Genomic DNA, 19,110 nt, shown 5'->3' on the forward strand with positions numbered 1-19,110 from the left:
CGGGCTACTTGGCGGCGGCCTTCTCGGCGTTGTTCACCGCGTCGGTCCAGCCCTGCTCGGGGCTGCGCTGCCCCAGCTCCACGGTGCGGACGGCGTTCTCCACCTCGGTCCGGACGGCCTGGTTCTTCGGGCCCATGTAGACCGGCTTCAGGCTCTTGGCCCCGGTGGCGAAGATCTTGCCGACCGGCGCGTCCGAGAAGTACGCGTTCTCGGAGTCGACGATCGCCGGGTCCTCCAGCGCCTGCGGCGAGGACGGCAGCGGGCCCTTGGCCTTGAAGGCGCCGATCTGGCCCTTGGCGCTGGTCAGGAACTTGGCCAGCTCGATCGCCTCGGCCTGGTGCCTGCTCTGCTTCGGCACGGCGAGGAAGGAGCCGCCCCAGTTGCCGCCGTTGCCGGGCACCTGCGCGATGTCCCACTTGCCCTTGGCGCCGGGGCCGGCGTTGCCCTCGATGACCCCGGTCATCCAGGCCGGGCAGGCGATGGTGGCGAACTTCGACTGCTTGAACGCCGACACCCACTCCTCGGACCAGGAGCCGTACTTGCCGGAGAGGCCGGAGTCGATGATGTCCATGGTGGTGTCGTACGCCTGCTTGACGGCCGGGTTGCTGTCGACCACCAGGTTGTTACCGGTGTCGTAGTAGCTGTAGCCCTGCGCGTTGCCGGCGGACTGGAGCAGGATGGTGTTGAAGGTGTTGGTCGCCGCGTCCAGGAACGCCGCGCCGGTGTTCTTCGCCTTGAACTGCTCACCGACCTTGATGTAGTCCTGCCAGGTCGGCCAGAGCTTGGACACGGCGTCCCGGTCGGTGGGCAGGCCGGCCTTGGCGAAGAGGTCCTTGCGGTAGCACATCGCCATGCCGCCGACGTCGGTGCCGAGGCCGATCAACTGCTTGCCGTCGGCGGTCAGGCCCTGGTTCCACTTCCACTCGAGGAAGTTGCCCTTGAGGTCGGCGGCGCCGTGGTCCAGCAGGTTGACGAAGTTCTGCGGGTTGGCCTTGTACTCGACCAGCAGGCCCTCCTCGATGGCGACGATGTCGCCGGCGCCCTTCCCCGCGGCCAGCCACTGGGTGAGCTTCGGCGAGTACTCGTCGAGGTTGCTGCCGGTGCCCCGCTCCACGATCTTCACGTCGGGGTGGCTGGCCATGTACTCCTTGTACAGCTCGTCGTAGCCGAACTGGCCGAAGACGTCGACGGTGAGCGTGATCGGCCCGTCGTCGGCGGACTTGTCGTCCCCGCCGCCGCAGGCGGCGGTGCCGAGCAGTGCGGTGGTGGCGACGAGGGCCACCGCCGCCAGGTGGCGGCGCGTGAAGGTAGCCATCTCTTATCTGACCCCTCTAGGTCGTACGGGTGGTGGAGGTGGTTCCGCTGATTCAGAGAGCGCTCTCACGAAAGGGTGCTGCCTGCCCCGATTCCTGTCAAGAGAGCGCTCTCAGACCGTTGTCACGAGGGGTCTGCGGTCCCGCGGGCACCCCTGAACGGCGAAGAGTGGCCTTCCGACGAGGGAAGGCCACTCTTCGCGTGGCGTCGTGCGAGCCCCGGTGGGTGCCGGGGCCGTCGGCTCACCCGACCCGCAGGCCGTCGAGCAGGCCGCGGTCGCCGGTCACCCCGAGGGTGTCGAAGCTGATCCGGCCCCAGAGGGCGAGCATCAGGTCGCTGGCGCTCGCGGTCACCTGCGCGCGGGCGTGGTGCTCCTCGTGGCCGAAGACGGTGGCGGTGTCCAACAGGGCCACACCCTCACCACGTAGCCGCAGGTACCAGTCCTGGGCGGCGTCCGTGGCGGTCAGCTGCACCACCCCGTGCCACTGGCCGGGCGTCCGCCGCCGGCCCGCCGGCAGCCAGGTGTCCAGCACCTCGCTCACCCCGTCGGCCGCGAGCTTCGCCTCGATCGGGCCGCCCGCGGCGATGGCGAGCTGGGCGTCCCACCGGTGCACCGCCGTCTCGTGCGCCAACCGGCGCGGCCAGAAGCCCGCCTTCTTCGGCTGCGGCGCCCAGTTCCACGCCGGCGACTCCGGGTCCAGGCCCTCGAAGAGGGCCATCAGCTGGTCGTACTCCTGCTGCCAGAACTGGAGCGGAGTCATCCCGGCGGGCAGCTCGGCGGCCGGCCGGGCCGGCAGGTTCGTCGAGCCGGAGGTGACGAAGGAGCGCACCCACTGGTAGACGCCGCCCAGGTGGCGGGTCAGGCCGGAGACCGTCCAGCCAGGACAGGAGAGCACCGGTGTCTCCGGGGGCGCCTCGGCGACGGCGGCGGCGAAGGCGGGTCCCTCGGTCCGCAGCGCGCCGATCCAGAAGTCCTTGGTGCCGTGCAGTCTGCTCATCGCAATCCTCCCGGGGGTGACCGGGCCACCAGTGGGTGCCGCGGCTACCCCTCAGCCTAGGGTGAAAGACGTGTCAGACGTCTACGCCGAATCGACGACCGGAGCCGACCCGACCGACCCGGCGACCCTGGCCAGATACACCACCCTCCGCCTCGGCGGCGCCGCCGGACGGTTGGAAACCGCCACCAGCGCCGATGAAATCGTACATAGGGTGCAGGAGGCGGAACGGCGGGAGGATCCGGTCCTGATCCTCGCGGGCGGCAGCAACGTGGTCATCGGCGACCGGGGCTTCCCCGGCACGGTGGTGCTGGTCCGCTCCCGGGGCCTCCGGGTGGTCGGCGAGGACGCAGACACGGTCACCGTACGGGTCGAGGCCGGCGAGCCCTGGGACGACCTCGTCGCCGCCACCGTGGCCAACGGCTGGTCGGGGCTGGAATGCCTCTCCGGCATTCCCGGCTCGGCCGGCGCGACCCCGATCCAGAACGTCGGGGCGTACGGCCAGGAGGTCGCGGAGACCGTCACCGGCGTCCAGGTGTACGACCGCACCGACGGCAGCGTCGGCCGGATCGACACGGCGGACTGCGGTTTCGTGTACCGGGGCAGCATCTTCAAGTACAGCGACCGCTGGGTGGTGCTCTCGGTCGACTTCCGGCTGGCCCGCTCGGCGCTCTCCGGCCCGGTGCGTTACGCCGAGCTGGCCCGGGCGCTCGGCGTCGAGGTGGGCGACCAGGTGCCGCTGGCCGACGCCCGCGCGACCGTGCTGCGACTGCGCGCCGGCAAGGGCATGGTGCTCGACGCCGCCGATCCGGACACCTGGTCGGTCGGCTCGTTCTTCACCAACCCGGTTCTCGAACTCGAGGCGTACGAGCTGCTCCGGGAGCGCGCCGCCGACCTCGGCGAACCGCCCGCCTGGCCCGGGGCCGGGGACGTGGTCAAGGTCAGCGCCGCCTGGCTGATCGACAAGGCCGGCTTCGCCAAGGGCCACCCCGGCCCGGAGGGCGTGGCCATCTCCAGCAAGCACACCCTCGCCCTCACCAATCGCGGCGGCACCGCCAGCACCGCCGCCCTGGTGGCCCTGGCGAGAGAGATCCGCGACGCCGTCCACGACCGCTTCGGCGTCACCCTCCACCCCGAACCCGTCCTCATCAACTGCACCATCTGACCCCCCACCCCCGGCCCTCTCCAGCCCTCCGCGCCCGCCGCCGCCCACCCGCCACCGCGATCTTGCACTTTGTGCCCCGGCAAAGCGGGCAGAAGCGGGCAAACTAGGGGCCCTAAGTGCAAGATCGCCGGGGCGGGGCGGGGCGGGGCGGGGCGGGGCGGGGCGGGGCGGGGCGGGGAGCGGGGAGCGGGGAGCGGGGACGCCGGGGGTGGGGCCGGGGGTCAGCGGGGGGTTATGGCGGGCCAGGGGACGGTGAGTTCGCCCTGGCGCCAGCGGCGGGGGCGGTCGAGGACGGGCCAGCCGGCGGCGCGGACGGCACGGACCGTTTCCAGCCACCGGTGGCGGGGGCCGAAGGGGGCGTAGCCGGCGGCGGCCCGCCAGGCGTCGTCGAGGGCGCGGATCAGGTCGTGGATGCGTTCGCCGGGGACGTTGCGGTGGATCAGTGCCTTGGGCAGCCGCTCGGCGAGTTCGGCCGGGCTGGTCAGCGTGGTCAGCTTCGCGGCCAGGGTCAGCGTGCGGGGGCCGTCCGCGTCGAGCAGCACCCAGCTGCCGAGCCGGCCCAGCTCGTCGCAGGTCCCCTCGACCAGCAGCCCACCCGGGGCGAGCCGGTCGGTGACCGTATGCCAGGCGTCGGCGACCTCGCCCTCGTCGTACTGCCGCAGCACGTTGAACGCGCGGACCAGGGCGGGGCGCAGGCCGGCCAGTTCGAAGCCGCCCCGGGCGAAGGTAAGCCCGGGCGGGTCGGCGGCGGGCTGGGCGGCGGCGACGCGTACCGGATCGATCTCCAGCCCGACCACCCGGACGTCGGCGCGGACCCCGGCCGCCAGTCGGGCCCGCAGCTCGACGGCGGTGACCGGCGTGGCGCCGTAGCCCAGGTCGACCACCAGCGGGTCGGCCGCCGCCCGCAGGGCGTCGCCGCAGGTCTCGGCGATCCAGTTGTCGACCCGCCGGAGCCGGTTCGGATTCGTCGTCCCCCGGGTGACCACGCCCAAGGGCTTCATCAGGTCACCCGGTGCACCTTGTGCTGGGCGGCCTGGGCCAGCGGGCGCACCACCAGCCGGTCCACGTTGACGTGGTGTGGGCGGGTGGCGCACCAGGCGATGCAGTCGGCGACGTCCTCGGCGACCAGCGGCTCAGCCACCCCGGCGTAGACCGCGGCGGCCTTGTCCGCGTCCCCGCCGAAGCGGACCAGGCCGAACTCGTCGGTCTTCACCATCCCCGGGTCGATCTCGATCACCCGCACCGGCCGCCCGCTGAGCTCCAGGCGCAGGGTGCCCGCGATCGCGGTCTGCGCGTGCTTCGCGGCGGCGTAGCCGCCCCCGCCCTCGTACACGGTGAAGCCGGCGGTGGAGCTGACGATCACGATGGTGCCGGCGCCGGAGGCCACCAGCGCCGGCAGGAGCGCCTGGGTGACCCGGAGCGTGCCGAGCACGTTCACGTCGTACATCCACTGCCAGTCGCCCACCGATCCGGACTCCACCGGGTCGAGGCCGCGCGCCCCGCCGGCGTTGTTGACCAGCAGGGTGACCGGCCCGGGCGCGGCGGCGGCCGCCTCGGCCAGCCCGGCCACCGACTCGTCGGAGGTGACGTCGCAGGCCACCGCGGTCGCGCTGCCGCCCGCCGCCGCGATCTCGGCGACCAGGTCGGTCAGCCGGTCGGTACGCCGCGCGGCGGCGAGCACGTGGAAGCCCTCGGCGGCCAGCCGGCGGGCGGTGGCCGCGCCGATCCCGCTGGACGCCCCGGTGACGATCGCGACTGAGGTCATCCGGTCATTCTGCCCCCGCCCGTGGTGCCCCGCGGTGATGAGGTCCGTCACCCCGGGGCCCCGGCGACACGCATTTCCGAAGCCCGATGGGGAAGATGACACCCGGCGTGGAGGTTGACCGAGAAGCGCCGGTCGTGCGGAACGGCATCAACCGTGGCAGAGGGAGCGGACGTGGCGGATTTGCACACCGGTGTCGGTCGTCAGCGAGGTGCCCTGCCGTGGCCCCGGCCGCGCCGGATCGCCACCCTCTCCGTGCACACCTCCCCCCTGCACCAGCCCGGCACGGGCGACGCGGGGGGCATGAACGTCTACATCCTGGAGGTCGCCCGCCGGCTGGCCGAGGCCGACGTCGAGGTGGAGATCTTCACCCGGGCCACCTCCGGTGACCTGCCCCCGGTGGTCGAGATGGCCCCCGGCGTGCACGTCCGGCACGTCACCTCCGGCCCCCTGGAAGGGCTCACCAAGGAGGAACTGCCCGGGCAGCTCTGCGCGTTCACCGCCGGGGTGCTGCGCGCCGAGGCGGCCCGCCCGCCCGGCCACTACGACCTGATCCACTCGCACTACTGGCTCTCCGGGCAGGTCGGCTGGCTGGCCAAGGAGCGCTGGGGGGTGCCGCTGGTGCACACCGCGCACACCCTGGCGAAGGTGAAGAACGCCCAGCTCGCCGCCGGCGACCGGCCGGAGCCGAAGGCCCGGGTCATCGGCGAGGAGCAGGTGGTCGCGGAGGCCGACCGGTTGGTCGCCAACACCCGGGTGGAGGCCCGCGACCTGCTCGGCCGGTACGACGCCGATCCGGACCGGGTGGCCGTGGTCGAGCCCGGCGTCGACCTGGAGCGGTTCCGCCCGGCCGCCGGGGATCGGGACCTCGCCCGGCTCGCCGCCCGCCGCCGGCTGGGGCTGCCCACCCAGGGGTACGTGGTGGCCTTCGTCGGCCGGATCCAGCCGCTCAAGGCGCCCGACGTGCTGATCCGGGCGGTGGCCGCGCTGCGCCACCGGGATCCCGCGATCGCCGACGAGCTGACCGTGGTGATCTGCGGCGGTCCCAGCGGCAGCGGCCTGGACCGGCCGACCGCCCTGATCGAGCTGGCCGCCTCGCTCGGAGTTGCCGACCGGGTGTGCTTCCTGCCGCCGCAGACCGGCGAGGACCTGCCCGCCCTCTACCGGGCCGCCGACCTGGTCGCGGTGCCGTCGTACAACGAGTCGTTCGGGCTGGTCGCGCTGGAGGCCCAGGCCTGCGGTACGCCGGTGCTGGCCGCCGCGGTGGGCGGCCTGGTCACCGCCGTCCGGGACGGGGTGAGCGGGGTGCTGATCGACGGCCACGACCCGGTCGACTGGGCCCGTACGCTCGCCAGGCTGCTGCCGGACCCGCTCCGCCGGGCGGCCCTGAGCCGGGGCGCGGAGCGGCACGCGGCCAACTTCTCCTGGCAGCGGACGGTCTCCGGCCTGCTCGCGGTCTACGGCGAGGCGATGGCCGAGCACCGCGCCCGGCTCGCCGACCGGCTGGCCGGTGACCCCGCGCTGTCCTGCTCCTGGTGAGGCGTCCGCCGCCCGTCGGCGGCCCGGTGCGGCCGTAAAGTGGGTCCGATGAGCCGTAGGAGCGACGTCGCCGCCCTGATCGAGTCGGTCTGCGCCGAGCGTGAGCTGGACTGGGAGTCGACCGGCGAGGGGTCGTACGCGGTCACCCTGCCGGGCACGCACAAGCTCAAGACGATCTGCAACCTGATCGTCGGCGAGCACGCGTTGCGGGTCGAGGCGTTCGTGATGCGCCAGCCGGACGAGCGCCGCGAGGAGCTGTGGGCCTGGCTGCTGCAGCGCAACGCCCGGATGTACGGGGTCTCCTTCTCCATCGACGCGGTCGGCGACGTCTACCTCACCGGCCGGGTCAACCTGGCCGGGATCGACGAGGACGAGCTGGACCGGCTGCTGGGCGCCGTACTGACCTACGCCGACGATTCGTTCGACAGCATGCTGGAGATCGGCTTCGGCACGGCGATCCGCCGCGAGTGGGAGTGGCGGGTCAAGCGGGGCGAGTCGACGGCCAACCTGGCCGCGTTCGCCCACCTCTTCGAGCCCTCCGCCGGGGCCGGCCGGGCGGCGGGCGCCGTCGGTTCGACCGCCGGAGGTTCGGAGCCGTCCTGACGGGTATGCCGCACCGCGCGGTGCGGTAATGGGACCCACCGCGGGCCGAGGACGGACTGTCGAGGAGCGTGTCCCATGGCTCAGCGCAACAGCTCAGGTCGCGGCGGGACTGCGACGAGGACCAAGCAGCAACCCGGCAACCAGACCCCGGGGACGCCAAACATCTCCGAGTCTGAGATCTCCCGGATGAGGGTGGACGACATCCGCGGCCAACTCCGCCGGCGCGGGGTCTCCGGGATCTCCGCCCTGCGCAAGCCGGAGTTGGTGAAGACGTTGGCCCGGACCATGCGGGCGGAGAGCCGGGGCGGCGCCGCCGCCCGCAAGGCCACCGGGCCAGCCGGCCGCGCCGCCCCGACGAAGAGGGCGGCCGCCAAGAAGGCTCCGGCGAAGAAGACCGCCGCGGCCCGGGCGAAGGCGGCGCCCGCCGCGAAGGCCACGGGCGCGCGGGCGAAGAAGGCGGCCCCCGCGAAGAAGGCGCCGGCCGCGAAGAAGGCGCCGGCCGCGAAGAAGGCGCCCGCCGGCAAGAAGGCGGTCCCCACCAAGAAGGCGCAACCGTCCCGGGCCCGCGCCGCGAAGGCGCCAGCCGGGGCGGGCGCGAGGGCGGCGCCCGCCCGGGGCGCCGGTATGGCGGCGGCGGCGACGCCGGTCCGGACCGGGCGATCCTCGTCCCGTTCGGTGCGGTCGTCCCAGCAGGTCACTTCGATCGAGGATCGTCCCGAACGTCCCGGTCGGAGCCTGGTGACCGCCAACCACGAGGTGATCCAGCGGTGGGCGCGGGCCCGCAACGCCAAGCCGGCCACCATCGCGGGCACCGAACGGGAGGGCCGGCCGGGGGTGCTGACGTTCAACATTCCGGGCTACCGGGAGAGCAGCCGGATCCGGGAAATCACCTGGGACGACTGGTTCCGGACATTCGACATCCGTGGGCTGAACCTGATCTACCAGGAGCAGATGCGGGACGGCCGGCAGAGCAACTTCTTCCGTACGGAAAACCCGGATCGGGAGGACGCCTGAGGTTTACGGGAATGGCCGGCGGGAACCCGCTGTTGCCACATCCATGGCCCGGAGCAAGGACAGCCGGATTTCCGACACGAATGCTGTGACGGGCGAGACACTGATCTGAGTTGAATCCAGAATCCGGGCGAACTAACTTTATTGCACCGCGCCACGCTTGGAATCGTTCGGGGGAGCGGCGGATCGATCAGATCCGCGCAAGCGAGGCGCGAGGGAAACAGGTGGAGCACACCGTTGGGGGACGGTGCCACCTGTGGAACCGGCGGCGCGAGCGGGCGACGCTTACGGGGGTGAGTGTCGCCCGCCGCCGCCGGGCGTACGGTGCGGGCGTCCACCACGACGGGGGTCGTGGTGGGCGCCCAGCGCCGTTTCCGGGCCAGGCTCAGCGGCCCGCGGCCACGGCTTCCGCCCGACGTTCCCGGTCGCGCAGCGCGGCCACCCGGCGCTCCCGGGGCGGACCCGCCAGCAGGTGGCCGACCGCCGCCGCCAGGCCCAGCCCGCCGACGACCAGCCAGTGCCGGTCGCCCAGGTACTGCAGGCTCAGGCCGCCCAGCGCGGGCGCCACGAACGACGCCGCCGGGAAGGTCAGGTAGAAGACCGACTGATACCGGGCGCGCAGCTCCGGCGGTGCCAGGTCGGCGTTGATCTGCGCGTTCGGCGGCGCGGCGAGCATCGAGCCGATCGTCCAGACCACCGCCGCGCCGAGGTAGAACGGCAGCTTGTCGGCGACGGCCAGCGCGCCGAAGCCGAGCGCCATCAGCCCGGTGGAGACCGACAGCACGGTCGCCTTCCGGTAGGGCTCGATCAGCCGGGGCACGAAGAGCTGCCCGAGCACGATCAGCGCGCCGCCGAGCGCCACCACCACGCCGTACGCCGAAGGGCCCAGGCCGTCCGCGCGCATCGCCAGCGGCATGATCGTCGAGGTCTGCATGGTGAGCACGGCCAGCACGAAGGTCAGCCCGACGAAGGCCAGGAAGGTCCGGTCGGTCAGCGCGGTGACCAGCCCCGGCCGCCGGGAGCCCGAAGGGGCCTCGTGGGCCGCCGGATCGGCCGTGCCTGCCGCGCCGGGACCGGCCGTGTCGGCCGCCGCGCCGCGCCGGCGGGCCCGGGCGAGCGTCTCGGGAACCTTCCAGGCGATGATCGCGGCGGCGGCCAGCGTGGCGCCGGCGTCCACCAGGAACAGGGCGACGAAGCTCGCCTCGGCGAGCACGCCGGCCAGCAGTGAGGCGACCGCCATCCCCAGGTTGAACGCCCAGAACTGCAGGTTGAACGCGCGCGAGCGGCGGGCCTCGGGCACCACGTCGACGATCGCCGCCACGAACGCCGGACTGGGCATCGAGTGAACCACCCCGACCAGCGCGGCGAGCACCGCGATCACCGCCAGGTGCCGGCTGAACGCCAGCGCCACCATCAGCCCGGCGGCGCCGAGGTGCGCGGCGAGCAGGGTGGCCCGCCGGCCCCAGCGATCGGCCAGCACCCCGCCGAGCAGCACGCCGACCGCCCCGCCGGCCCCGTACGCCCCGACCACCGCCCCGGCCAGCGCCTCGGAAGCGCCCCGCACGCCGGTGAGGTAGAGCGACAGGAACAGCATCGCGAACGCGCCGGCCCGGTTGATCAGCAGGCCGGACCAGAGGTACCAGAAGGTGGCAGGCAGCCCGCCGGCCGTGTCGTGCCACCAGCGCCGCAGCCCCCGCACCTGTCCTCCATGAAGGTTTGTCAACAGACCACACCCGACCGTAGGGAGGGGCAGGCCGGGTCGCCAGGGTGACCGCGGTCACCGCGCCCTGATCATGCCGCGGCACCGCAGGTCACGGCAGGAACAGCGGCGACCTCGCAGCGGCCGGGCGTATCTCAGGAGCGGGTCGGGACGGGCTCGGCCGGCGCGGTCGCGGCGGCCTCGGCCGCCTCGGGGGCCGGGGGCTGGATGACGGTGACCGGCCGGACCGGCACCACGGCCGTGCGGAGCTGGACGGCCCGCCGCTCCCGGGCCGGGCCCGAGACCAGGTGGGCCACCGCCATCACCGCGCCGATCGCGGCGCAGCCGAACCACAACGCGCCGTTGCCGACGTGCTCCCGCACCAGGCCGCCGAGGATCGGGGCGGCCGCCCCGGCGATCTGCCAGGAGAGCGAGAAGACGCCCTGGTAGCGCCCGCGCAGTTCGGCCGGCGAGAGCTCGGCGATCAGGGTGGAGTTGGACGGCGAGTTGAGCATCTCGCCGAGGGTCCAGATCAGCACCGTGACCCCGTAGAACCAGGCCGTGCCGGCGAACGCGGTCAGGCCGAAGCCCACGCCCATCACCAGCGAGGCCAGCGCCAGCACGTGCGACCGGCTGCGTCCCTTGATCAGCCGGGGTACGAAGAGCTGCCCGACCACGATCAGCACCCCGTTGAGCGCGATCACCGAGCCGTACGTGGCCGGGCTGAGGCCGGAGTCGCCCATGGCGATCGGCAGCATCGAGATGTGCTGGAGGAAGACCAGCGCGGCGAACAGGTTCAGCGCGACGAAGCCCAGGTAGACCCGGTCGGTGAGGATGGTCCGCAGCGCGCCCGCGGGCGCGGCGTCGCCCTTGGCGACGGGGGTCGCCGAGGCGGTGCGGGTCTCCTTCACCCGGGTGAAGATGATCAGTGCGGTGATCAGCGTGGTGGCCGCGTCGACCACGAAGAGCAGCAGATAGCCGGCCTGGGCGGCCATTCCGGCGAGCACGCCGGCGCAGGCGAACCCCAGGTTGATCGCCCAGTAGTTCAGCGAGAAGGCGCGCAGCCGGTCCTTCTCCGGCACCACGTCGATCATCATGGCGCCGAACGCCGGCCGGGCGGCCTCGGCGAAGGTGCCCAGCAGCAGCGCGCCCAGGGCCACCGCCCAGAGCGGCCGGGCCAGGCCGAGCGCGAGCATCATGGTGGCCGCGCCCAGGTGCGCGGTGAGCAGCGTGGGGCGCCGCCCCCACCGGTCGGCGAGGGTGCCGCCGACGGTGGTGCCGACCGCGCCGCCGACGCCCCATGCGCCGAGCACCAGGCCGGCCTGCGAGGCCGAGAAGCCGCGCTCCTGGGTGAGGTAGATGGCGAGGAAGACCAGGACGAACGAGCCGAGCCGGTTGATCAGCGTCCCGGTCCAGAGGTACCAGAAGGCCCTCGGCAGACCGCCCGTCGTGTCCCGGAACCAGCCCCGTACCGTCCGCACCGCGTCGCCCCCGTTTGTAATGACCGGCATATCTCAAGCGCCTTACAACCTAGTCCCGCCCCGGAACGCCGGTCATCAGCTTTTCCACGTGGTGGTCGTCACCGACCGGTCCCCGCGTGTCCACCGGCGGCGTACGGCAGGATGATCGGCATGACTGCGAGCGAGGGGCCCACCGTCGGGACGCTGGTCCTGCTGCGGCACGGCGAGAGTGACTGGAACGCGAAGAACCTCTTCACCGGCTGGGTCGACGTCGACCTGACCGCCAAGGGCGAGGCGGAGGCGCGCCGCGGCGGCGAGCTGATGCGCGAGCACAGCCTCCTGCCGGACGTCATGCACACCAGCGTGCTGCGCCGGGCGATCCGCACCGGCGAGCTGGCGCTCGACGCCGCCGACCGGCACTGGATCGCGGTGCGCCGGTCGTGGCGGCTCAACGAGCGGCACTACGGCGCCCTGCAGGGCAAGAACAAGAAGCAGACCCTCGACGAGTACGGCGAGGAGCAGTTCATGCTCTGGCGCCGCTCGTACGACACACCGCCGCCGCCGATCGACGACAACGACGAGTGGTCCCAGGCCGGCGACCCCCGGTACGCGCTGCTGCCGACCGAGCTGATGCCGCGCACCGAGTGCCTCAAGGACGTCGTCGATCGGATGCTGCCCTACTGGTACGACTCGATCGTGCCGGACATCCTGGCCGGCCGGACGGTGCTGGTCGCCGCGCACGGCAATTCGCTGCGCGCCCTGGTCAAGCACCTCGACCAGATCTCCGACGAGGCGATCGCCAAGCTGAACATCCCGACCGGGATCCCGCTGCGCTACGACCTCGACCCGCAGCTGCGTCCGCTGACGCTGGGCGGGACGTACCTCGACCCGGCCGCCGCCAAGGAGGCCGCCGCCGCGGTGGCCAACCAGGGCCGCTGATCCGACGACGAAGGCCCCCGGGTGACCGGGGGCCTTCGTCGTGTCCGGCTCAGCTCGCCGAGGGGCTGTTCACCCCGGTGATCAGGTAGACCACGTGCTCGCCGGCGTTCACCGCGTGGTCGGCGAAGCGCTCGTAGAACCGGCCGAGCAGGGTGGCGTCGATCGCCGTCTCCACCCCGTACGGCCAGTCGTCGCCGAGCAGCACGCCGAACAGGCTCTTGTGCAGGTCGTCCATGGCGTCGTCGTCGCGGTCCAGCTCCGCGGCGAGGTCGGCGTCGGGCTTGGCCAGCACCGAGCCGATCTTCTCGGCCATCCGGTCGGCGATCCCGGCCATGTCGGTGAAGACCGGCCGCAGCTCGGCCGGCACGGCCGGGGACGGGTGCCGGCGCAGCGCGGTCTTGGCGACGTGGTCGGCCAGGTCGCCCATCCGCTCCAGGTCGGCGGCCACGTGCAGGGCGGTGATCATGGCGCGGAGGTCGGAGGCGACCGGCGCCTGCCGGGCGAGCAGGTCGCACACCCGCTCCTCGACGTGCCGGTACAGCTCGTCGATCTCGGCGTCCCGCGCGATCACGGCCTCCGACGCCTCGCGGTCGGCGGTGAGCAGGCCGCGGGTGGCCTGGCGCATCGCGGCGCGCACCCCCTCCGCCATGTCCACCAGCAGTTGGCTGACAATCTGCAGGTCGGCCCGGAATTCGTCGCGCATCGTCACTTCCTGGGGTCGGTGGCCGCGCGCCGGCCCGGGGATCCGGTGCCGGTGCGGCTTGAGCAGGTGCGCGACAACCGTAGGCCGGGGGAGCGGACCCGAGGTGAACGAGGGTGAACGACGCGGGACCCGCGGGTGAACATTCCCGGAAGTGAGAGTGATTCGTCCCGGTCTGGGCGATCCCCAGGTTAACAATGACCCTACGATCGCCAGGTGGAATGGGCGGTGGCGATCGTGGTGGCCCTGGCTCTGGTGACCGGACTGGTCGCCGGGCTGCTGCTGTCCCGACCCCTCGGCGACCGGTGGCGCCGCTCGCGGCTGTCCGGGGACGGGGGCTTGCGCCCCAGTGCAGGGAGGCCGGAGATGCCCGACGACCAGCAGAGCGGGCTCTCCGGGCTCGGCCGCAAGACGATCGACTCGCTGCGGGCCGGCGTCGTGGTGCTGGATCCGGGCGACGTCCCGGTCCTGGTCAACCCCGCGGCGCGGGCCCTGGGCCTGCTCCGGACCGGCCCCACGCCCGGCTCCATCGCCGCCCACCCGCTGATCCGTACCCTCGCCGGGCAGGTCCGCCGCACCGGCGTACGGCGGGAGATCGAGCTGGACCTGCCGCGCGGACGGGACAACGCGGGGGACAACCCGCTCGGGGTGCACCTGCGCGCGATGGGGCTCGGCGCCGGCTACATCTCGGTGGAGGCGGCCGACGTCACCGAGTCGCACCGGCTGGCCCGGGTCCGCCGGGACTTCGTGGCCAACGTCAGCCACGAGCTGAAGACCCCGATCGGCGCGCTGCAACTGCTCGCCGAGGCGCTGGTGGACGCCACCGAGCCGACCGGTGGTGACGGGGCGCCGGACCTCTCCGAGGACCTGATCGCCGCCCGGCGGTTCGCCGAGCGGATCCAGCACGAGTCGACCCGACTCGGTCGGCTGGTGCAGGAGCTGCTGGAGCTGACCCGGCTCCAGGGCGCCGAGCCGCAGCCCCCGCCGGAGCCGGTGTCGGTGGACTGGGTGATCGCCGAGGTGATCGACCGGACCCGCACCGCGGCCACCGCGCGCCGGGTGGACGTCGTGGTCGACGGCGCGCGCGGCCTGACCGTGTACGGCAGCGACACCCAGATCGCCACTGCGGTGGCCAATCTGGTCGAGAACGCCATCAACTACTCGGGCGAGGACACCACCGTCCGGGTGACCGCCCGGGCCACCGACGAGCACGTCGAGATCGCCGTCGCCGACCAGGGCATCGGCATCGCCCCGAACGAGGTCGACCGGATCTTCGAGCGGTTCTACCGGGCCGACCAGGCCCGGTCGCGCTCCACCGGTGGCACCGGCCTCGGCCTGGCCATCGTCAAACACATCGCCAGCAACCATGGCGGCCGGGTGGAGGTGTCGAGCACTCTTGGTGGGGGGTCGACGTTCACCCTCCGGCTGCCCGCCAGCCCCCCGGACGACCTGGAGGCGACACTCTCCTCCGCTGGGATCGAGGCCGGCCCGGCCGGGTTCCGGCAGGCCTGACCACAGGAAAGGAAACACCCGTTGAGCCGCGTACTGGTGGTCGAGGACGAGGAATCGTTCTCCGACGCCCTGTCCTACATGCTCCGCAAGGAGGGTTTCGAGGTCTCCGTCGCCGCGACGGGTCCCTCCGCCCTCACCGAGTTCGACCGGACCGGCGCCGACATCGTGCTGCTCGACCTGATGTTGCCGGAGATGTCGGGCACCGAGGTCTGCCGGCAGCTCCGGCAGCGCTCGCACGTGCCGATCATCATGGTCACCGCCCGGGACAGTGAGATCGACAAGGTGGTGGGCCTGGAGATCGGGGCCGACGACTACGTGACCAAGCCGTACTCGCCGCGCGAGCTGGTGGCCCGTATCCGGGCGGTGCTGCGCCGGCAGAGCGCGGAGGTGGCCGAGTCGGGCGCCCCGACCCTCGCCGCCGGCCCGGTCCGGATGGACATCGAGCGGCACGTGGTGACCGTCGACGGGGCCGCCGTCCAGCTGCCGCTGAAGGAGTTCGAGCTGCTGGAGCTGCTGCTGCGCAACGCCGGCCGGGTGCTCACCCGGGGGCAGTTGATCGACCGGGTCTGGGGCGCCGACTACGTGGGCGACACGAAGACCCTGGACGTGCACGTCAAGCGGCTGCGCTCCAAGGTCGAGCCGGAGCCGTCCGCGCCGCGCTTCATCGTCACCGTCCGCGGCCTGGGCTACAAGTTCGAGCCGTGACCGGTCCGGCCCGTGGCGGGCCAGGTAGGCGCGATCACCGCCGCCCGCCGTCGGCTGCCCGCCCTCCGGCATCGCGGCCCGCCGCGGGGCGCGGTGGCCCGGGGCGGAAGGGTGGATGCCCGAGAGGCGATATGCCTGAGAGGCATATTTATGACGCTCAGGCATATCGCTCGTCGGGGTTGCCCTCTCGTGGGTCCGGGTTGACGGGCTGGCCGTGGGGTGCTCGACGGGGACCCGGCCGCCGCCGAGGCGCCAGGCGCCGCGCCTGCGCCCTCGTCGACGCCGCCCTGGCTCAACCCACCCAGCAGTACCGGCGTTCCGGCCGGCCGGCCGCGCCGTAACGCAGGCTCACCTCCGCCCGGCCGGTCCCCGAGAAGTGCTCCAGGTAGCGGCGGGCGCTGACCCGGGAGATGCCCACCCGGTTGGCGCACTCGGCGGCCGAAAGGGTGCCGGTGTGCTCACGGAGCGCGCGTTCGACCAGCTCGGCGGTCTCCGAGCTCAACCCGCGGGGCAGCGCCGGGTTGGCGACCGAGCCGCTGCGGGACAGCACCCGGTCGACATCGGCCTGGTCGCTGACCACCGTGGCGCGCAGCGTGTTGCGCCGGGCCGCGTACTGCTCCAGCCGGGTCCGCAGCTCCTCGAAGCCGAACGGCTTGAGCAGGTAGTTGACCGCGCCGTAGCGGACCGCCCGGCGGACCGCCTCCGCCTCCCGCGCGGCGCTGATGACCAGGACGTCGCAGTCGTGCCGGGCGGCCCGCAGCCGGGTCACCACGTCCAGGCCGAACATGTCCGGCAGGTAGAGGTCCAGCAGCACCAGGTCGGGGCGGAGCTCGTCGACCTTCGCGACGGCCTGCTCGCCGGTGCTGGCGGTCCCCACCACCCGGAAGCCCTCGATCCGCTCGACGAACCCGCAGTGGATCCGCGCCACCATGAAGTCGTCGTCGACGACGAGCACGTCGATCATCGAACCTCCTCCAGCGCAGGCGACACCGACATCCGGGCGGTGAACATCGCGCCCTCCTCGGTGTTCGTCACCGCGACCTCACCGCCGCGACGGTGGCAGACCAGCCGGGTGAGCGCCAACCCGATGCCCCGCTCGCCGCCCTGGGCCGCCTTGGTGGTGAACCCGTGGGTGAAGACCTCCTTGGCCAGCTCCGGGGCGACCCCGGGGCCGGAGTCGCGCACCACGATCTCCACCGACGAGGCGTCCTGCCGCAGCTCGACCTCCACCCAGGCGGGCCCGTCGCCAATTGTCTCCCGGCCACCGGCGATCGCCTCGACCGCGTTGTCCACCAGGTTGCCGACGACCGTGGCCACGTCCGCCGAGACCTCGGGATCCAGCCGGTCGAGTCCGGTCCGCTCGGAGATCCGCAGCTCCACCCGGCGCTCGGCGGCCACGGCCGACTTCGCCATCAGCAGGGCGGCCACCGCCGTGTCGTGGATCCGGCTGGTGACCGTCAGGTCGAGCGAGGCGCGGTGCCGGCTCAGCGCGTCGACGTACCGGACCACCTCGTCGTGCTCGCCGATCTGGATCAGCCCGGAGATGGTGTGCAGCTGGTTGGCGAACTCGTGGGTCTGCGCCCGGAGCAGCTCGGTGGTGCTGCGGAACGAGCCGATCTCCCGCTCCAGCCGGGCCAGTTCGGTCCGGTCCCGCAGGGTGGTCACCGAGCCCAGCCGGCGGCCGTCCTTGGTGATCGTCATCCGGTTCATCACCAGCACCCGGCCGCCCCGGACGACCACCTGGTCGCGCGCCTCCGGGCCGCTGCCGGCCAGCACGTCCCGCAGCCGGCCGGAGATCCGCAGCTCGGACAGGCTCCGGCCGAGGCAGTCCTCGGGCAGGTCGAGCAGGCGCCGGCCGACGGAGTTGACCAGCGTGACCCGCCGCTGCGGGTCCAGCGCGATCACCCCCTCGGCGATGCCGTGCAGCAGCGCCTCCCGGTGCTCGGCCAGGCCGGCGATTTCCCGCGGCTCCAGGCCGAGAGTCTGCCGCTTGATCCGCCGGGCCAGCAGCCAGGACCCGACCACTCCGAGCGCGCTCGCGATCCCGAGGTAGGTGAAGAGGTACGACGAGGCGCCGACCAGCCGCTGTGACCAGGTCCGCGAAACCTCGCCGATCACCACCACGCCCAGGTACCGGCCGAGGTTCTCTTCCCGGGCGCCGAGCACCGGCACCTGGGCCACCAGTTCGCGCGACCCGTCGACCTCCAGCTCGCCGAACCAGCTCCGGCCCTGCGCCACCTCGGGATCGCCGAGCACCACCGGGCTGTCCACCAGGGTGGGGTTCGTGGAGCTGACCACCCGGCCGCGGGCGTCGGCCACGGTCACCGAGGTGACGCCGGACTGGGTCCGCGTGTTCTGCACCAGCGGGGCGATCGCCTCGGCGGGCGCCACCCGGTTGAGCCGGTCCCGGAGCAGCGCGCTGCCGGCGAGCTGCTCGCCCAGGGCGGCGACCCGGCGCCCCTCAACCCGGTTGAAGGTGGCCGCCGACTGGGCGAGCGAGACAGCGGCCACGGCCACCAGCACCACGACGATGATCGCGAGCTGGAGGACCAGCAGCTGCCCGGCCAGGGTTCGGCGGCGGGACGTGATCGCGACCACAAAGACCTCAACTTCCGCTGGTGACACAACGCAGACAGGCGGCCCGCGCGGAGGTCACCATATTGCCGCTGGACTCATTCGAAACGGAAGAGAAACAAGATGGCAACTAGGAGAAACCTGCTGGTCATGGGGGTCGCCGCCGCCTCGGCGCTGGCCCTGGCTGCCTGCGGCGCCACCGCCGACAAGAACGAGGGCGGCTCCAGCAACGACGGCAAGCCGGTCAGCGGTCTGCGGATCATGGTGCCGAACACGCCCGGCGGCGGGTACGACACCACCGCCCGGACCGCCGCGAAGGTGATGGAGGACGCCAAGATCGCCACCGGTGTGCAGGTGTTCAACCTGCCCGGCGCGGGCGGCACGGTCGGCCTCCAGCGGACCGTGAACGAGAAGGGCAACGGCAAGCTCGCCATGCAGATGGGGCTGGGCGTGGTCGGTGCCTCGTACACGTCCAAGTCGTCGGCGACGCTGACCCAGACCACCCCGCTGGCCAAGATGATCGAGGAGGCCGGCGCCATCGTGGTGCCGAAGGACTCGCCGTACAAGACGATCGGTGACCTGGTCGCGGCCTGGAAGGCCAACCCCAAGGGTCTCGCGGTCGGCGGCGGCTCCTCGCCCGGCGGCCCGGACCACCTGCTGCCGATGCAGCTCGCGAAGACCGTCGGCATCGACCCCCGCCAGGTCAACTTCGTCTCCTACGACGGCGGCGGCGAGCTGCTGCCGGCCGTGCTCGGCGGCAAGGTGGCCTTCGGCGCCAGCGGCTTCGGCGAGTTCCTCGACCAGGTCGAGGCCGGCCAGATCCGGGTCCTCGCGGTGACCAGCGAGGCGCCCATCGACGCGCTCAAGGATGTGCCGACGCTCAAGTCCGCCGGCATCGACCTGGTCTTCACCAACTGGCGGGGCATCGTCGCGCCCCCCGGGATCAGCGACGCCGACAAGAAGGTCTGGATCGACGTGCTGACGAAGATGCACGAGTCCGAGGAGTGGAAGGCCGAGCTGGCCAAGCGCGGCTGGACCGACGCATTCGTCACCGGCGACGAGTTCGGCACCTTCCTGACCGAGCAGGACAAGGCCGTGGCCGACGTGCTCAAGCAGCTCGGGTTGGCATGAG

Annotated in this window: 17 protein-coding genes; 8 read left to right on the top strand and 9 right to left on the bottom strand. The window is 72.8% G+C overall.

Features of this window, described 5'->3' with window-relative positions; translation table 11 throughout:
• Positions 1-4: 4 nt before the first annotated feature.
• Both ACFOYX_RS18715 and ACFOYX_RS18720 read right to left on the bottom strand, forming a co-directional pair.
• Positions 5-1,315, bottom strand: coding sequence for an extracellular solute-binding protein (locus tag ACFOYX_RS18715; RefSeq protein ID WP_322443375.1), 1,311 nt, complete (start codon positions 1,313-1,315; stop codon positions 5-7).
• A 241-nt stretch (positions 1,316-1,556) separates the two neighbouring features.
• The gene (locus ACFOYX_RS18720; RefSeq protein WP_322443376.1) at positions 1,557-2,312 is read right to left on the bottom strand and encodes a maleylpyruvate isomerase family mycothiol-dependent enzyme; all 756 of its coding nucleotides are present in this window, start codon (positions 2,310-2,312) and stop codon (positions 1,557-1,559) included.
• Between the two features lie 70 nt (positions 2,313-2,382).
• Between ACFOYX_RS18720 and ACFOYX_RS18725 the strand changes: the two genes are divergently transcribed.
• A complete protein-coding gene (locus ACFOYX_RS18725; protein WP_322443377.1) occupies positions 2,383-3,474 on the top strand; it encodes a UDP-N-acetylmuramate dehydrogenase in 1,092 nt (363 codons plus the stop codon).
• A 221-nt stretch (positions 3,475-3,695) separates the two neighbouring features.
• On the opposite strand, the gene ACFOYX_RS18730 is transcribed toward ACFOYX_RS18725, so the two are convergent.
• Together ACFOYX_RS18730 and ACFOYX_RS18735 are read right to left on the bottom strand one after the other, a co-directional pair.
• Positions 3,696-4,475, bottom strand: a complete 780-nt coding sequence (locus ACFOYX_RS18730; protein ID WP_322439125.1) for a class I SAM-dependent methyltransferase — start codon at positions 4,473-4,475, stop codon at positions 3,696-3,698.
• Positions 4,475-5,239 carry an SDR family NAD(P)-dependent oxidoreductase gene (locus ACFOYX_RS18735; RefSeq protein WP_322439124.1) on the bottom strand — a complete coding sequence of 255 codons (765 nt, stop codon included), beginning with the start codon at positions 5,237-5,239 and terminating at the stop codon, positions 4,475-4,477. Before ACFOYX_RS18735 ends, ACFOYX_RS18730 begins: the two co-directional genes overlap by 1 nt.
• Positions 5,240-5,410: 171 nt before the next feature.
• Here ACFOYX_RS18735 and mshA point away from each other — a divergent pair, with 171 nt between their 5' ends.
• The 3 genes from mshA to ACFOYX_RS18750 all read left to right on the top strand — a co-directional run bounded on the left by mshA (position 5,411) and on the right by ACFOYX_RS18750 (position 8,392).
• The gene (mshA, locus tag ACFOYX_RS18740; RefSeq protein WP_238453362.1) at positions 5,411-6,775 is read left to right on the top strand and encodes a D-inositol-3-phosphate glycosyltransferase; all 1,365 of its coding nucleotides are present in this window, start codon (positions 5,411-5,413) and stop codon (positions 6,773-6,775) included.
• Positions 6,776-6,823: 48 nt separating this feature from the next.
• Positions 6,824-7,378, top strand: a complete 555-nt coding sequence (locus ACFOYX_RS18745; protein ID WP_322439123.1) for a YbjN domain-containing protein — start codon at positions 6,824-6,826, stop codon at positions 7,376-7,378.
• Positions 7,379-7,453: 75 nt separating this feature from the next.
• Positions 7,454-8,392 (top strand): hypothetical protein, encoded by a 939-nt coding sequence (locus tag ACFOYX_RS18750; RefSeq protein ID WP_377534171.1) that lies wholly within the window; start codon positions 7,454-7,456, stop codon positions 8,390-8,392.
• 382 nt (positions 8,393-8,774) lie between these two features.
• Here the strand turns inward: ACFOYX_RS18750 and ACFOYX_RS18755 are convergent, their stop codons facing one another.
• A complete protein-coding gene (locus tag ACFOYX_RS18755; RefSeq protein ID WP_322439121.1) occupies positions 8,775-10,088 on the bottom strand; it encodes an MFS transporter in 1,314 nt (437 codons plus the stop codon).
• Between the two features lie 155 nt (positions 10,089-10,243).
• Entirely contained in the window at positions 10,244-11,569 is a 1,326-nt protein-coding gene (locus ACFOYX_RS18760; protein WP_322439134.1) for an MFS transporter, read from the bottom strand.
• Positions 11,570-11,719: 150 nt separating this feature from the next.
• On the opposite strand from ACFOYX_RS18760, the gene ACFOYX_RS18765 reads away from it, so the two are divergent.
• Complete coding sequence (locus tag ACFOYX_RS18765; RefSeq protein WP_238453366.1) at positions 11,720-12,487, top strand: phosphoglyceromutase; 768 nt, start codon at positions 11,720-11,722, stop codon at positions 12,485-12,487.
• 49 nt (positions 12,488-12,536) lie between these two features.
• Here the strand turns inward: ACFOYX_RS18765 and phoU are convergent, their stop codons facing one another.
• On the bottom strand, positions 12,537-13,190 hold the full coding sequence (phoU, locus tag ACFOYX_RS18770; RefSeq protein WP_109803599.1) for a phosphate signaling complex protein PhoU: 654 nt from the start codon (positions 13,188-13,190) through the stop codon (positions 12,537-12,539).
• A 213-nt stretch (positions 13,191-13,403) separates the two neighbouring features.
• Here phoU and ACFOYX_RS18775 point away from each other — a divergent pair, with 213 nt between their 5' ends.
• Both ACFOYX_RS18775 and ACFOYX_RS18780 read left to right on the top strand, forming a co-directional pair.
• Positions 13,404-14,699, top strand: a complete 1,296-nt coding sequence (locus ACFOYX_RS18775) for an ATP-binding protein (protein WP_322439120.1) — start codon at positions 13,404-13,406, stop codon at positions 14,697-14,699.
• Positions 14,700-14,720: 21 nt separating this feature from the next.
• On the top strand, positions 14,721-15,404 hold the full coding sequence (locus tag ACFOYX_RS18780) for a response regulator transcription factor (protein ID WP_238453368.1): 684 nt from the start codon (positions 14,721-14,723) through the stop codon (positions 15,402-15,404).
• 292 nt (positions 15,405-15,696) lie between these two features.
• On the opposite strand, the gene ACFOYX_RS18785 is transcribed toward ACFOYX_RS18780, so the two are convergent.
• Complete coding sequence (locus ACFOYX_RS18785) at positions 15,697-16,368, bottom strand: response regulator (protein WP_238453369.1); 672 nt, start codon at positions 16,366-16,368, stop codon at positions 15,697-15,699.
• Positions 16,365-18,002: an ATP-binding protein gene (locus ACFOYX_RS18790; protein ID WP_322439119.1), complete on the bottom strand. Its 1,638-nt coding sequence runs from the start codon at positions 18,000-18,002 to the stop codon at positions 16,365-16,367. The genes ACFOYX_RS18785 and ACFOYX_RS18790 overlap by 4 nt, the downstream gene beginning before the upstream one ends.
• A gap of 99 nt (positions 18,003-18,101) precedes the next feature.
• On the opposite strand from ACFOYX_RS18790, the gene ACFOYX_RS18795 reads away from it, so the two are divergent.
• Positions 18,102-19,109, top strand: coding sequence for a tripartite tricarboxylate transporter substrate binding protein (locus ACFOYX_RS18795; protein WP_109803595.1), 1,008 nt, complete (start codon positions 18,102-18,104; stop codon positions 19,107-19,109).
• Position 19,110: the final 1 nt, after the last annotated feature.

Source organism: Micromonospora sp. GCM10011541 (genome assembly GCF_042650725.1).
GTDB classification, from domain to species: domain Bacteria; phylum Actinomycetota; class Actinomycetes; order Mycobacteriales; family Micromonosporaceae; genus Micromonospora; species Micromonospora sicca.

Excerpts from the sequence above, each read along its gene's own strand:
- ACFOYX_RS18715 (WP_322443375.1), bottom strand. The coding sequence starts at position 1,315 with ATGGCTACCTTCACGCGCCGCCACCTGGCGGCGGTGGCCCTCGTCGCC.
- ACFOYX_RS18720 (WP_322443376.1), bottom strand. The coding sequence starts at position 2,312 with ATGAGCAGACTGCACGGCACCAAGGACTTCTGGATCGGCGCGCTGCGG.
- ACFOYX_RS18730 (WP_322439125.1), bottom strand. The coding sequence starts at position 4,475 with ATGAAGCCCTTGGGCGTGGTCACCCGGGGGACGACGAATCCGAACCGG.
- ACFOYX_RS18735 (WP_322439124.1), bottom strand. The coding sequence starts at position 5,239 with ATGACCTCAGTCGCGATCGTCACCGGGGCGTCCAGCGGGATCGGCGCG.
- ACFOYX_RS18745 (WP_322439123.1), top strand. The coding sequence starts at position 6,824 with ATGAGCCGTAGGAGCGACGTCGCCGCCCTGATCGAGTCGGTCTGCGCC.
- ACFOYX_RS18750 (WP_377534171.1), top strand. The coding sequence starts at position 7,454 with ATGGCTCAGCGCAACAGCTCAGGTCGCGGCGGGACTGCGACGAGGACC.
- ACFOYX_RS18765 (WP_238453366.1), top strand. The coding sequence starts at position 11,720 with ATGACTGCGAGCGAGGGGCCCACCGTCGGGACGCTGGTCCTGCTGCGG.
- phoU (WP_109803599.1), bottom strand. The coding sequence starts at position 13,190 with ATGCGCGACGAATTCCGGGCCGACCTGCAGATTGTCAGCCAACTGCTG.
- ACFOYX_RS18785 (WP_238453369.1), bottom strand. The coding sequence starts at position 16,368 with ATGATCGACGTGCTCGTCGTCGACGACGACTTCATGGTGGCGCGGATC.
- ACFOYX_RS18795 (WP_109803595.1), top strand. The coding sequence starts at position 18,102 with ATGGCAACTAGGAGAAACCTGCTGGTCATGGGGGTCGCCGCCGCCTCG.